Below are 13,994 nucleotides of genomic sequence, written 5' to 3'. Positions count from 1 at the left end.
CTCGGTGGGGTCGTCCGTGGGGTCCTCGGTGGGGTCGTCGACCGGGGGCTCGGGCTCCTCGGCGGCGGGCAGCACGGTGAGCGTGAGCTCGCGGGTGATCGGGTCGCCCACGAACACCGTGAACGTGACGTCGCCGGCGGCCTCGGGGACGCCGAAGATCTCACCGGTGGTGGTGTCGATCTCCAGGCCTGCGGGCAGGGCGCCGTCGTGGATGCCCCAGGTGTAGGGGCCGCCGTCGCCGCCGGTGGCCTCCAGCGTCGCCGAGTACGGCTCACCGACGGTCGCCTCCGGCAGCGACTCCGTCAGGATGACCAGCGGCTCGAGCACGTCCAGGGTGCCGTCGACGTAGACGAAGTCGTAGACGTCGTCCTCGGCGCCGGAGCAGAAGGTGGTGGCGGTGTCGACGTCGAACCCGCAGGTGGGCGGGGTGTCGACGTCGGCCTCGGAGTCACCGTCACGGAACCCGGAGTAGCTGGGCGTGACCTCGGGGTCGAACGCACCCTCGTACCAGGTCGCGTCGGATGCGGTCACGGTGACCAGTCCGCGCTCGCGCTCGACCGCGCCGGCGTCGCAGCCGTCGCCGGCGAGCCGCAGGAAGCCCTCGCCGCGCTGGTCGACGTCGCCCGGGCACAGCTCGAGCTCGGTCCCGCCGAACGTGGCGGACGTGCCGGTCGGGACCAGGTCGATCGCCGGGCTGGTGGCCGCCGGCAGTGCGGTCATCGTCGGCCCGCCGTTGTCGGTCAGGGCGCCGAGCTGCGGATCGGCCACCACGCCGTCGACCAGCTCGCAGGTGTCGTCGGAGATCACGTTCGCGCCGCCGTCGACCACCCCCTCGGGATCGGCCACGACACACGCCGCACCGTCGCCGCCGTCGATGACCGAACCGGCCACGGTCAGCGTCGGGCCGGCCATCAGGTCGATGCCGCTGATGCCGTTCCCCGCGACGGTGCTCCCGGCCAGCAGCATCGGTACCGGCCGGCCCTGGACGCCCGGCAGGCCCCCGACGAGCAGGCCGACCTCGCCGTTGTCGGCGATCGTGCTGCGGTCGACGAGGAGCTCATCGGCCGTCGGCAGCCAGATACCGTGCCGCTCGTTCCCGCTGACCTCGGAACGGACCAGCGTGATGTCGTTGACCGTCTCGTCCTCGTCGGGCAGCGACAGGATCCCGACGCCGGTCATCAGGTCGAGCTCGTCGCCGGTGGTCCGAGCAGCACTGTCGACCACGGTGCTCTCCGTGAGCGTGAGCTCGCCGGCCTGCAGCATCACACCCCACGCGTTCTCGGCCAGGGTGACCCCGTCGCCCTCGACGGTCGCGCTCCTCGCCACGATGCCCGCGAGGAACGGCGTCTGCGGGACGAGGCCCAGGTTGCCGAACCCGTTGCCGCTGATGGTCGTGCCGGTGAGCGTCGCCGTCAGCGGCCCGTTCTCCGGGTTGCCCCACAGATGGATGCCGGCCAGCTCGTTGCCGGAGATCTCGCTGTCGTCGACCGTGAGGGTGCCGGCGCCCATCCTGAGGCCGTACCCGCCCTCGGAGATCGTCGACCCGGACACCGTCACCGTGCCGTCCGTGACCGACACCGACGGGCCGACGGCACCGAACTCGTCGTCCGGGGCGAGCCCGTTGCGGCTGAAGGTGCTGTCGGTGATCGTCAGGTCGATCGCGGAGTCGTCCTCCGGGACGTCGCGGAGGCCCTCGTAGGAGCTGTCGGCCACGGTGGAGCCGATGATCTCGACGGTGGCCTCGCCGCCGACGACGACCCCCAACCAGTTGTTGGTGACCTGAGTGTTCTCCAGCCTGAGGAGCAACGGCTCCGCGTGATCGCCCTCGGTGCGGCCGGCGATCGCGTAACCGCCGGTCCCGCTCTCCTGCTTGCCGTTGTTGTCGAGCGTGCTGTCGATGAGCGTCACCTGGCCACCAGCTTCCGCCAGGAGGCCGCGCTCGTTGTCGGCGATGGTCAGCCGGGTTCCCGTGAACGGGACGGGCCCGCGGAGGAGGACCGCCGACCGAAAGCTGTCCTGGTCCCAGTCGGCGTTGCGCAGGAGCTCCGTGTCGGTGACGTCGATCGTCGTACCGGGCAGGCCGCCGATGATCGCCGACATCCCCTGGTCGGAGATCTCGCTGTCGCTCACCGTGACGTCGCCGAGGAGCACGTAGATCCCGACGAGGCCATCGCGGATCGTGGTCGCTGTCATGGAGAGGGTGGCTGCGGTCGCGGGCAGGTCCCCGATCAGGTCCCCACCGACGAGCACGCTCATCCCGAGCCCGCTCAGCGTGGACTGGTCGATGGCGACGGTGCTCCCCTGCTCCGCGACGATCCCGTAACCGGAGAGGTCCCCGCTGACATACGGTCCCTCGACGACGACACCCTCGAGGTCGACCCCGTTGCCCTCGAGCACGCGCACGCCGACCGCAGCCTCCTCCCCGCCGGGCTCGTCGGCGGCGGGAAGGCCGATCGTCAGGTTGGTGATCGCGACCCCGCTGGCGCCGACCGTGACGACAGGATCGGTGGGGCCGGCGCCGACGATCGTGACGTCGTCCGCCGAGGGTCCCTGCAGGGTGATCGCCTGGGTGATCTCGACCGACTCGGAGTAGGTGCCGGGTGCGACGCTGATGGTGTCGGTGGCCTCAGCGCGCGCGAGCGCCGCGGTGATCGTGGAGCACGCGGTCTCCGCGGTGGCCCCGCAGTCCTCGTCGGGGTGGGTCGAGGTCTGGTCGACGAACCAGGTGGTGTCGGCTGCGATCGCCGGCGCGGGCAGTGCGGCGGTGCCCAGCGCGACGGCGGCGACGGCGACGAGACCGCCGGCGAGACGCCGCGTCCTGCGGGTCCGTGTGGTGCCCGTCCTGGCATGACGGCTCAACGTGTACCCGCGCATGGCGGCCCCCCGACCGAGAGTTGTGTTGTCAACGGCCTGTCGACCCTAGCGGTCACGCATTCGTCGCCGGAAGACCCATGCCCGCATCGTGAGCAGGTCATGCGTGTCTGCAGGGTCTCGCCCGCTCGTCAGCCGAGCCCGTGTCGGCGGCGCTGCCTGACGGCCAGGGTCAGCGTGCTGCCGAGCAGCGTCGCCAGTGCAGATGCGACCACGCCGACGAGGGTGTCGGCGCCCGTGCTCGGCAGCGCGCCACCGCCCGTGCCGGTGTCACCGCCGGCGCCGGCCGGGGGACCGGCGGCCGGAGGCGGCGTCGTCGCGTCGCCCGTCGGGTTCTCGGTGGGGTCGTCCGTGGGGTCCTCGGTGGGGTCGTCGACCGGGGGCTCGGGCTCCTCGGCGGCGGGCAGCACGGTGAGCGTGAGCTCGCGGGTGATCGGGTCGCCCACGAACACCGTGAACGTGACGTCGCCGGCGGCCTCGGGGACGCCGAAGATCTCACCGGTGGTGGTGTCGATCTCCAGGCCTGCGGGCAGGGCGCCGTCGTGGATGCCCCAGGTGTAGGGGCCGCCGTCGCCGCCGGTGGCCTCCAGCGTCGCCGAGTACGGCTCACCGACGGTCGCCTCCGGCAGCGACTCCGTCAGGATGACCAGCGGCTCGAGCACGTCCAGGGTGCCGTCGACGTAGACGAAGTCGTAGACGTCGTCCTCGGCGCCGGAGCAGAAGGTGGTGGCGGTGTCGACGTCGAACCCGCAGGTGGGCGGGGTGTCGACGTCGGCCTCGGAGTCACCGTCACGGAACCCGGAGTAGCTGGGCGTGACCTCGGGGTCGAACGCACCCTCGTACCAGGTCGCGTCCGAGGCGGTCACCGTCACCGGGATGCGATCAGCGGGCCCTTCGGCCGCGCCGGCGTCGCATGCCGCGCCCGACAGCCGCGGGTAGCCGGGGCCGCGCTGGTCGGTCCCGTCGCCGCAGACCTCGATCGTGCCGCCGTCCCACGGCACCGAGGTGCCTTCGGGGACCAGGTCGACAGCCGGGCTGCCGGCGAGCAGCAGCATCGTCTGCGTCGGGCCGCCGTTGTCGCCCAACGGCTGCAGCAGCGGGTCGGCACCGGTGAGGCTGCTGCCGCCGAGGCTGCACGAGGTGTCGGAGACGACGTTGAAGCCGGCGTCCGTCGGCGCCGCGTCGCCCGCCACGCAGGCCGGCCCGTCGCCGCCGGTGACGACCGATCCGGCGAACGTCGCCTCGAGATGCGCCAGGTCGATCCCGCCCAGCGTGTTGTCGGCGACCGTGCTCCCGGCGAGCACCAGCTGCGCCGGATCGTCGAGCTCGTTCCCGCTGACACCGAAGCCGTTGTTGCCGGCCACGGTGCTGCTGTCGAGCGCGACCGACGACAGGCGGCTGCCCAGGATCACGCCGTGGTACTCGTTGTCGGAGATCTCCGAGCGGACGATCGTGACGGGACCGGAGACGGCCAGCACACCGGAACCCAGAACATCGTCGAGGACGCTCCCGCCGCTGTCGGACGGCCGACTGTGGCTCACGACGCTGTCGGTGAGCGTCAGGGCGCCGACGACGTAGAACCCGAAGGCGTTGCCGTCGACGACGAGCCCGGAACCGGTCACCGTCCCGGCCTGGATGAAGACGCCGCCACCGATGTGACCGACCTCGCTGAGAGAGGGGTCCATGCCGTTGTCGGCGATCGTGGTGTCGCTGATGACCAGCGTCTCGCCGTTGGACCCGCCGAAGATGATCCCGACGCTCGACTGGTCGGAGACCGACCCGCCGACGAGGGTGACCTCCGACTCGTAGGCGCCCAGGCCGTGGTCGTTCTCCGTGATGTCGCTGTCGCTGATGACCGCTGACGTCCTCATGAGCATGACCCCGCCCCTGGGCGCATGCGGGTCGTCGTTGGCGAGCCCGTTGCGAGCGACCTGGCTGTCGGTCAGCTCCAGCTCGACGACCCCGACGCCCTCACCCTCGGTGGTGAGGCCCACGATGGCGTTGTCGGTGATCGCGCTGCCGTGGATCGCGACCTCGGCCTGCTGGATGGCGGCGACGCCGACGGTGTTGCCGCTGACGGTGGTGTTCTCCAGCAGCAGGGTGAACGGGGCCTCGCCCCCGTCGTCGGACGGAGTCGACGAGCGGCCCCAGATGCCGGCCCCGGCGAACCTCTCCTCGGACGTCCAGCCGTTGTCGGCGACGGTGCTGTCGTACAGCTCGATGTCGCCGCTGTCGGCCATCAGGCCGTAGTGGTTGTCGGTGATCGTGACGTCGTAACCGGTGAACGAGCCGCCGTAGAGGAGGACGCCGCCGCGGAACGTGCCCGCACTCTCCGTCGTCGCGTTGCCGCTGATCACGGTCGAGGTGACGTCGAACGAGGCGTCCGGTCCCTCGGACCGCAGGCCCGTGTAGGCGTTGTCGCGGATCTCGCTGTCCTGGATCGTCGCCGACCCGGCGAGGAGCATGACGCCCGCGCCGTTGTCCGCGATGGTGCTCCCCGTCATCGACAGGGTCGCCGACCCGAGGTCGGACGAGAGGTCGGTGCCGACGCCGACGCCCAGGAACAGGTCGGTGGCCTCGGAGTTTGTGAACGCGAGCGAGCTGCCGTCGGCCGCGACGACGCCGACGGAGCTGAGGGGGGTTCCCGGGTCACCGCGCAGCGCCACCCCGTCGAGGGTCGCGGCACGTCCCTCCTCGACCCTGACCAGCACCTGCATGACGCCCTCGTCGCCACTTGGCTCGAGCACCGTCAGGCCGGTCAGGACGACGTCGTCGGCAGCCACGGTCACGACCGGCTGGGACCCGTCCGCGGTGGTGAGCGTGACCGCGTCGACACCCGCACCCTCGAGCGTGATCGGCACGTCGATCACGAGCGACTCGGTATAGGTGCCTGCCGCGACGACGACGGTGTCGGTGGCCTCGGCGTGGGCGAGCGCGGCGGTGATCGTGGCGCACGCGGTCTCCACGGTGGCGCCGCAGTCGTCGTCGGGGTGCGTCGAGGTCTGGTCGACGTACCAGGTGGCACCGGCGGCGGCAGCCGGCGTCGTCAGACTCGCGATGCCGAGCGTCGCGACGACGGCGACAGCCGAGGCCGAGGCGCCTCGCCGTCGACGGAGGGCACGGGCGCCGCGCGAGCGCCGCGCGATGACAGATCTGCGCGCGCGCATGACAGCCCCCGACCGAAAGATGTGTTGTCACCTACCTTCCGAGGACGGTAGCGGTCAACGGGTGGTCAAGGGAACCCCCAGGCCGGTGAACGGCCCGGGGAGCGGGTCGCCCCCAGCGCGGCGCCGACGCCGCGTGCGGGATCTCAGCCAGGCTGCGAGAAGTGGGCGATCTTGTCGTCGAGGACGACGACGGCGTTGCGGATCGCCTCGATCTGCGCCAGCAGCTCGACGCGGCGTTCGTGGAGGAAGCGCACCCGCTCCTCGACGGTCGCCTCCTCCCGCAGCAGCCTCGTGAACTCGCGCAGGTGGTCGATGCCGAGGCCCGCGGCACGCATGCAGGTGACGGTCTCGATCCAGGCGACGTCGCCGTCGGAGTACGTCCGGCGCCCGCTCGTCGTCCGGTCGATCGGGCCGATGAGACCCTCGCGCTCGTAGTAGCGCAGGGTGTCGAGACTCAGACCGGTGGCCTCGGCGGCCTCGCCGGGGGTGAGCGTCTGCGTCGTCATCAGGAGACCTCGTCCAGTCGTCGCAGCTGGTCGGCGTCGAGCACGAGGTCCCGCGCCGCCATCGCCTCGGTGAGCTGGGCGAGCGAGCTGACGCCGACGATCGGGCTTGCCGGCACCGTGCTCGACATCAGCCATGAGAGCACGACCTGGTTGGCCGTCGCACCCGTCTCGGCCGCGATCTCGGCGAGCCGTGCCGTCCGGCGCGCCGTGCCCGGGTGGTCGTAGGCCTCCTGCAGCCGGTCGGGGCGCACGAACGCGCCCTGCAGCAGCGGCGAGTAGACCCACAGCGGGAGTCCCTCGCTCGCCACCATGTCGAGCGAGTCCTCGTCGGTGAACATGTGACCCTCGTCGGGCACCGGGGCGTCGGGACGGGGTGAGACGTAGCTGCGCCGCAGCTGCAGCGCCTCGTAGCCGGCGACACCCTGGTCGCGGGCGAGGGTCCGCGCCCGCTCCACGCGCCACGCGCGGTGGTTGGAGGCGCCGAGCAGACCCACGCGGCCGCAGGCGACCTCCTCGCCCAGCGCCGTCACGGTCTCCTCGAGGGGGACGTCGTGGTCCTCACCGTGCGTCCAGAGCATGTCGACGGCGTCCAGCCCGAGCCGCTCGAGGCTGGCGTCGAGGCCGTTGCGGATCGCCTCCGCGGACAGCCCCTCCGCGTTCTCGGGCCACTGGTGCGCCACGGTGGGCTGCCAGCGCACCTTGGTCGCGACGCGCACCTGGCCGCGGTGGTCGGGGTGGTCGGCGAGCCAGCGACCCAGCACCCGCTCGCTCGCGCCGCCGTACCCGCTGGGGTCCTCCCAGAACGCGTAGCAGTTCGCGGTGTCGAGCCAGACGCCGCCGAGATCGGCGAACGCGTCGAGGATCTCGCGCGACGTCGCCTCGGGTGTCCGGGTGCCGAAGTTCATCGTGCCCAGCACGATCTGCGGGCCCAGGTCCTGTGTCGTGGGTGGTGTCATGCACAGCACCTTCCGACCTGGAGCGCGCTCCAGGTCAAGAGGTGCTGTGCCGAGGTGTCAGGCTCAGGACCGGCGGCGTCGGGTCACCAGCAGCGTGGCGCCTCCCAGCCGGCGGCGATCTCGACGACGTCACCGGCGGTCACGCGCTCGAGCGCGGCGCCGATGGTCGCGCAGGCGGCGGGACCGGGAGCCTCGCCGCAGCCCTCGACGTCCACCCCGGCGCCGGCGTCGACGAACCAGGTGACGTCCACGGCGGCAGCGGGCGCCGCCAGGCCGGCGACGCCGAGCGCGGCAGCGACCGCGACGGCTGCGCCGACGCGCCCTCGTGCAGCGACCTGGGCGCGGCCTGCGCGCCCTTCGACGACAGCCGCGCGCCCGCGCATGCAGCCCCCGACCGTGGTGCTCCCGAGCCGTCGCGCCCGCGAGTCCTTGCGACCTTGGTGGTCACGCGACGGTCGAGAAAAGACCTGGTCCACGACATGGGTGTGCCATGCGTGCCGCGAGAAGCGGTCAAGCAGCGGTCACATCCGGCCCATGGGTGAGAGCCTGGGGAGGTGGAGCTCTTCGTGCCCCCCGTCTACGACTGGGTCTGGTCGGCAGCGGTCCTCGGCGTGCTGGTCGCCGCCGTCGTCGCGGTCGTGCAGATCAACCGCACGCCCCGTCTGTCCACGCTGGCGCAGCTCGCATGGACGCTCGTCGTGCTCGCGCTGCCAGTGCTCGGCGCGCTCACCTGGTTCGCGGTTCGCCCCCGCGCTACCCCCGGCTGAGCACCGCGACGAGGAAGTCGGCGTCGGGCGTCCACGGCCGCAGGTCCCACGTCGCCAGCGTCACGTCGCGGCGCAGGCCGGCGGCCTCGGCGTCGGCGAAGAACTCCTCGAACGGGTAGCCGCGCCCGGCGCCGAAGCCGACGACGAGCCGGCCCTCCGGGGCGAGGTGCGCAGCGAGGTTGCGCAGCACCGTGCCGCGCGTGCTCGGTGCCAGGAAGGCCATGACGTTCCCGGCCGAGACGACGACGTCGAACGGCTCGGTGACGCCCGCGGCCGCGAGGTCGAGCGTCGCCAGGTCCTGCACGAGCCACGTCGGCCCGGGGTGGTCGGCCTCGGCCCCCTCGATCAGCACAGGGTCGACGTCGACCCCCACCACCGTGTGGCCGCGCCGCGCGAGCTCGCCACCCACCCGGCCGGGACCGCAGCCGGCGTCGAGGACCCGCGCGCCCCGCGGCACCATCGCGTCGACCAGCCTCGCCTCGCCGTGCAGGTCCTCACCCGCGGCCGCCATCGTCCGGAACCGCTGCACGTACCAGTGCGAGTGCTCCGGGTTCTCCTCGACACGACGCGTCCACAGGCTCTTCTCGACCACGCTCCCATTCTGACGCGCTCGACGGCGGGCCCTCGGGCTCTAGGTCCCGCCCGTGGGCGCCGGTGATGCGCCAGGATGGTGGCCACCGAGCGGGAGGTGCCCGACGACCACCGACGCCACCGCGGCGACCACGACGCCCTGGGCTGCCGAGCCTGCCGCCGTGCTCGCAGCCCTCGACGCCGACCGCGGCGGGCTGAGCACCGTCGAGGCCGAGGCGCGGCTCGCCCGCGACGGCCGCAACGAGCTGCCGGAGACCCCGCCCCGGCCCTGGTGGCGGCGGCTGCTCGCCCACCTGGACGACGTGCTCGTCTACATCCTGCTCGCCGCCGCCGCGCTCAAGGCGATCACCGCCGAGTGGATCGACTTCGCGGTCATCGCCGCGGTCGTCGTCGCGACCGCCGTGATCGGCTTCGTGCAGGAGGGCCGGGCCGCGAGCGCGCTCGCCGGGCTGCGGCGCATGCAGTCCCTCGACGCGCAGGTGCTGCGCGACGGGGCGTGGCACGTCGTCGACGCCGCGACGCTCGTGCGGGGCGACGTCGTCCGCGTCCGCAGCGGCGACCGCGTCCCCGCCGACCTCCGGCTGCTCCACCAGACCGACGTGCAGGTCGACGAGTCCGCCCTCACCGGCGAGTCCGAGCCCGCGACCAAGCAGGTCGCCCCGGTCGCCGAGGACAGCGGGGTCGGCGACCGCGCCAGCATGCTGTTCTCGGGCACGATCGTCGCCTCCGGGGCCGCCACCGGCGTCGTCGTCGGCACCGGGCCGGCCACGGAGATCGGGCACATCTCGGCGCTGGTGTCGCAGCAGGAACAGCTCGACACCCCGCTCGCCCGCCAGCTCGCGCACCTCGGCAAGCAGCTCTCCGTCGGCATCGGCCTGCTGGCGCTCGCGATGCTCCTGGTCGGGCGGCTCGTGCACGACTTCACGGTCGAGGAGCTGATCTCCGCGGCGATCGGGTTCGCGGTCGCCGCCGTCCCCGAGGGTCTGCCCGCGCTCGTGACGATCACGCTCGCGCTCGGGGTGCAGCAGATGGCCGCCCGCCGCGCGATCACCCGCCGCATGGCCGCGGTCGAGACGCTGGGGTCGGTCACGACGATCTGCTCCGACAAGACCGGCACGCTCACCCAGAACGAGATGACCGCCACCGTCGTGGTCACCGCCGTCGCCCGGTACGAGGTCGAGGGCACCGGGTACGCACCCACCGGTCGGGTCGTGCACGACGGCGCGACGCCGTCGCTCGCCGATCACCCTGACCTCGCCGCGCTCGTCGTGGCGGGCGGCTCCTGCAACGACGCGCGCGTCGAGCGCGGCGAGGACGGCTGGCGCGTCGTCGGCCAGCCGACGGAGGGCGCCGTCGACGTGCTCGCGCTCAAGGCGGGCGCCCCGCTCGACGACGTCACCCGGCTCGCACAGGTGCCGTTCGAGTCCTCGCACAAGATCTCGGCGACGCTCGACGACCTCGGCGCCGCGGCCGGTGCCGGCACCCCGACGCGGCGCGTGCACCTGCTCGGCGCCCCCGGCCCGCTGCTCGACCGCTCGCGTCACGAGCTCGGCCCCGACGGGCCGGTGCCGCTGGACCGCGCCGCGTGGTCCCGCCGCATCGACGCGCTGTCCGCCGACGGGCTGCGCGTGGTCGGCGTCGCCCACCGGCCGGCCGACGACCTGAGCACCCTCGGCCTGGACGACCTGGCCGGCCTCACCTTCCTCGGTCTCGTCGGCATCGTCGACCCGCCGCGGCCCGAGGCGGCGGTCGCCGTCGCCGAGGCCCACGAGGCCGGCATCGCGGTGAAGATGATCACGGGCGACCACAAGGGCACCGCCGTCGCGATCGCGCGCCGCCTCGGGATCGTCGCGCCCGACGACGCGCCACCCGCGCTCACCGGCCCCGAGCTCGAGGCGATGACCCAGGACGAGCTGCGCCGGGTCGTGCGCGACGTCGACGTGTTCGCGCGCACCTCGCCCGAGCACAAGCTGCGCATCGTGCGCGCCCTGCAGAGCCATGGCGAGGTCGCCGCGATGACCGGCGACGGCGTCAACGACGCCCCCTCGATCACACGCGCCGACGTCGGCGTCGCGATGGGCGTCAAGGGCACCGAGGCCACCAAGGAGGCCGCCGACATCGTCCTTGCCGACGACAACTTCGCCACCATCGTGCGCGCGGTCGAGGAGGGGCGGCGGATCTACGACAACATCCGCAAGTCGGTCGTGTTCCTGCTGCCGACCAACGGCGCGCAGTCGCTCGTCGTGCTCACGGCGGTGCTGCTGGGGTTCACGCTGCCGCTGTCGCCGGTGCAGATCCTGTGGGTCAACCTCGTCACCTCGCTGACGCTCTCCCTGGCGCTCGCCGGCGAGCCGGCCGAGCCCGGCATCATGCGGCGGCCCCCGCGCTCGCGCGCCGAGCACGTGCTCTCGCCCCGTGCGCTCGTGGTGGTCCTCGCCGGCTCGGCCGCGATCGGCGGCGCCGCGCTCGCGGCGTTCCTGTGGCACCGGTGGACCTTCGGCGACCTCGCCGCCGCGCAGACGACGGCGGTGCTCATGCTGGCGCTCGGCCAGCTCGCGTTCCTGCTCAGCTGCCGGTTCCTGTACGGCTCCGCACTCACGCCACGGGTGCTCGTGGGCAACCGCGCGATCTGGGTGTCGGCTGGCGCGCTGCTGGTGCTGCAGGTGCTGTTCACGTACGCGCCGTTCATGCACACCTGGTTCGGGTCGGCGCCGATCGGGGCGCTGGAGTGGGCCGTGACGGCGGGTCTCGCGGTGCTGGTGCTGCTGGCGGTCGAGGCCGTCAAGGCGCTCACCCGGCGGCACCCGGGCACGGCGCACCGCCGCGGCCCCGCGCGCCGCGGCTGACTCAGACCGGGTCGCGCACCAGGGGGCACGTCATGCAGTGGCCACCGCCGCGCCCGCGCCCGAGCTCGGCCCCGACGATCGTCACCACCTCGACACCCGCCTGCCGCAGCGCCGCGTTGGTCAGGGTGTTGCGGTCGTAGGTGAACACCACGCCCGGCTCGACGGCGACCGCGTTGTTCGCGCTGTCCCACTGCTGCCGCTCCGAGGCGTAGTCGTCGCCCGGGGTCGCGACCACCCGCAGCCGCGGCAGCCCCATGGCGCGCGCGACGACGTCGACGAACGACGAGCCGCGCTCGTCGACGACCTCCACACCCGGCGCGCGGTCGGAGGGGCGCAGCGAGAACGGGTTGATGTGGTCGACGATCGCGGGGTGCACCACCGCCAGGTCGCGGTCGGCGAACGTGAACACGGTGTCGAGGTGCATCGCGGCCCGCAGCCGCGGCATCCCCGCGACGACGACGTGGTGCGCCGCCCCGGCGTCGAACAAGGCCCTCGCCAGCTGCGTGATCGCCTGCCGCGAGGTGCGCTCGCTCATCCCGATCAGCACGACGCCGTCGCCCACCGGCATCACGTCGCCGCCCTCGAGGCTCGCCTGCCCCCAGTCGGCCTCGGCGTCGCCCCACCACACGCGCGAACCGGCGTAGTCCGGGTGGAACGTGTACACCGCCTGCATGAGCAGGGTCTCGTCGTGGCGCGCGGGCCAGTACAGCGGGTTGAGGGTGACGCCCCCGTAGATCCAGCACGTCGTGTCGCGCGTGTAGAGCGTGTTCGGCAGCGGCGGGATCAGGTAGTCCCGGTCGCCGTGCGACTGCTCCGCCAGCGCGACCTCGCCGGTGCGGAAGTCCGGTGGCAGGTCGGTGGTGGTGAGACCGCCGACGAGGAACCGCGCGAGCGCCGCGGGCGACAGCGAGTCCAGGTAGGCGCGCGTGCCCTCGACGAGCCCGAGCCCGACCCTGTTCGCGACGACCCGCCGGTCGAGCACCCAGGTGCGCGCCTCGGGGATCGCGAGCGTCTCGGCCAGCAGCTCGTGCAGCTCGACGACCTCGACGTCGCGCTCGCGCAGCTGGGCGACGAAGTCCGCGTGGTCGCGCTGCGCGGTCTCGACCCACATGACGTCGTCGAACAGCAGCTCCTTCGAGCTCGTCGGGGTGAGCCGCTCGTGCGCCAGGCCGGGGGCGCACACCAGCACCTTGCGCAGCCTGCCCACCTCGGAGTGCACGCCCAGGGTCGTCGGCGCCGTCGTCATCGTCCGTCTCCTCCCGCTGCCGACCCCCAGCCTGCCACGCGGGCGGCGGTCGAGGCGGCGCGTGGACCCCTCGGCCGGCCGGCGCAGCACGCCCGGCTGGTCCGGTTCGCGGGTGCGCGACTGGCCCTGTCGGCCGAACCGGTCGCACCCGCACACTGAGGTCGCGCCGAGGGCCGGCGCGACGGCGGAAGGAGGCGGCCCGGATGCTGAGGGAGGTCGCGGACGGCGTGCTCGTGCACAGCAGCGCGCTGCTGCGCAACAACACGGTCGTCGTCGTCGCGCCGTCCGGTGCGCTGGTCGTCGACCCCGGGCTCACGGAGGCCGAGCTCACCTGCCTCGTGCGCGACCTCGCCGAGCGCGGGCTGCCGGTCGTCGCGGGGTTCGCGACCCACCCCGACTGGGACCACGTGCTCTGGCACCCCGATCTCGGCGACGTCCCGCGCTACGGCACCCGGCTGTGCCGGCAGGTCATGGGCGACCTGCGGGCCGACCCGCGCTGGCGGGCGCGTGCCGCCGAGAGCCTGCCCGAGGAGATCGCCGGCGACGTGCCGCTCGACCTCTTCGGGCTGATCGACCCGCTGCCCGCCGGTGCGACGACGATCCCGTGGGACGGTCCGCGCGTGGAGATCGTCGAGCACCTCGCCCACGCGCCGGGGCACGCGGCGCTGCTCGTGCCGGGCAGTCGCACGCTGGTCGCCGGCGACATGCTCTCCGACCTCTTCGTCCCGATGCTGGACGACCCCGACGTCTCCGAGGACCCGGTGGCCGAGTACCTGGCAGGGCTGGACGCGCTCGCGACCGTCGCGGACCGGGTGGACGTCGTCGTGCCCGGTCACGGGTCGGTCGGCACCGGCGCCGCGCTGCGCGAGCGGGTCGCCGCCGACCGCGCCTACGTGCTCGCGCTCCGCGACGGGCGCGTGCCCGAGGACCGCCGGCTCGGCGCACCCGACCCCGGCTGGGAGTGGGTGGCCGACATCCACGCCGGGCAGGCCGCGCGCTTCGGCCCGCGACGCCTGCACGCGGCCGCTGGCTGAGGTCACCGAC

General features: G+C 73.3%; 10 protein-coding genes. 3 read left to right on the top strand and 7 right to left on the bottom strand.

What is annotated here, in order from left to right; translation table 11 throughout:
- The 5 genes from GPA02_RS10125 to GPA02_RS10105 form a co-directional block, all read right to left on the bottom strand.
- Positions 1 to 2,874: right-handed parallel beta-helix repeat-containing protein (locus GPA02_RS10125; RefSeq protein WP_156199802.1), on the bottom strand; the 2,874-nt coding region annotated here is incomplete at its 3' end.
- A 128-nt stretch (positions 2,875 to 3,002) separates the two neighbouring features.
- On the bottom strand, positions 3,003 to 6,038 hold the full coding sequence (locus GPA02_RS10120) for a right-handed parallel beta-helix repeat-containing protein (RefSeq protein ID WP_156199801.1): 3,036 nt from the start codon (positions 6,036 to 6,038) through the stop codon (positions 3,003 to 3,005).
- Between the two features lie 143 nt (positions 6,039 to 6,181).
- On the bottom strand, positions 6,182 to 6,544 hold the full coding sequence (locus tag GPA02_RS10115; protein ID WP_156199800.1) for a MerR family transcriptional regulator: 363 nt from the start codon (positions 6,542 to 6,544) through the stop codon (positions 6,182 to 6,184).
- Complete coding sequence (locus GPA02_RS10110) at positions 6,544 to 7,500, bottom strand: aldo/keto reductase (RefSeq protein WP_156199799.1); 957 nt, start codon at positions 7,498 to 7,500, stop codon at positions 6,544 to 6,546. The genes GPA02_RS10115 and GPA02_RS10110 overlap by 1 nt, the downstream gene beginning before the upstream one ends.
- Positions 7,501 to 7,583: 83 nt before the next feature.
- Positions 7,584 to 7,883, bottom strand: a complete 300-nt coding sequence (locus tag GPA02_RS10105) for a hypothetical protein (protein WP_156199798.1) — start codon at positions 7,881 to 7,883, stop codon at positions 7,584 to 7,586.
- Between the two features lie 183 nt (positions 7,884 to 8,066).
- Here GPA02_RS10105 and GPA02_RS10100 point away from each other — a divergent pair, with 183 nt between their 5' ends.
- Positions 8,067 to 8,267: a PLDc N-terminal domain-containing protein gene (locus GPA02_RS10100; RefSeq protein ID WP_162457746.1), complete on the top strand. Its 201-nt coding sequence runs from the start codon at positions 8,067 to 8,069 to the stop codon at positions 8,265 to 8,267.
- On the opposite strand, the gene GPA02_RS10095 is transcribed toward GPA02_RS10100, so the two are convergent.
- Complete coding sequence (locus GPA02_RS10095) at positions 8,254 to 8,859, bottom strand: class I SAM-dependent methyltransferase (RefSeq protein WP_156199796.1); 606 nt, start codon at positions 8,857 to 8,859, stop codon at positions 8,254 to 8,256. The genes GPA02_RS10100 and GPA02_RS10095 overlap by 14 nt on opposite strands.
- A gap of 52 nt (positions 8,860 to 8,911) precedes the next feature.
- Here GPA02_RS10095 and GPA02_RS10090 point away from each other — a divergent pair, with 52 nt between their 5' ends.
- A complete protein-coding gene (locus GPA02_RS10090) occupies positions 8,912 to 11,704 on the top strand; it encodes an HAD-IC family P-type ATPase (protein ID WP_156199795.1) in 2,793 nt (930 codons plus the stop codon).
- Position 11,705: 1 nt separating this feature from the next.
- On the opposite strand, the gene GPA02_RS10085 is transcribed toward GPA02_RS10090, so the two are convergent.
- Positions 11,706 to 12,950, bottom strand: coding sequence for an arginine deiminase (locus tag GPA02_RS10085; protein WP_156199794.1), 1,245 nt, complete (start codon positions 12,948 to 12,950; stop codon positions 11,706 to 11,708).
- Between the two features lie 203 nt (positions 12,951 to 13,153).
- On the opposite strand from GPA02_RS10085, the gene GPA02_RS10080 reads away from it, so the two are divergent.
- Positions 13,154 to 13,984 (top strand): MBL fold metallo-hydrolase, encoded by an 831-nt coding sequence (locus GPA02_RS10080; protein WP_156199793.1) that lies wholly within the window; start codon positions 13,154 to 13,156, stop codon positions 13,982 to 13,984.
- Positions 13,985 to 13,994 lie beyond the last annotated feature (10 nt).

Origin of the sequence: Actinotalea caeni, from assembly GCF_009733795.1 — a bacterium.
GTDB lineage: Bacteria > Actinomycetota > Actinomycetes > Actinomycetales > Beutenbergiaceae > Pseudactinotalea > Pseudactinotalea caeni.
This window is presented reverse-complemented; position numbering and strand designations above follow the sequence as displayed.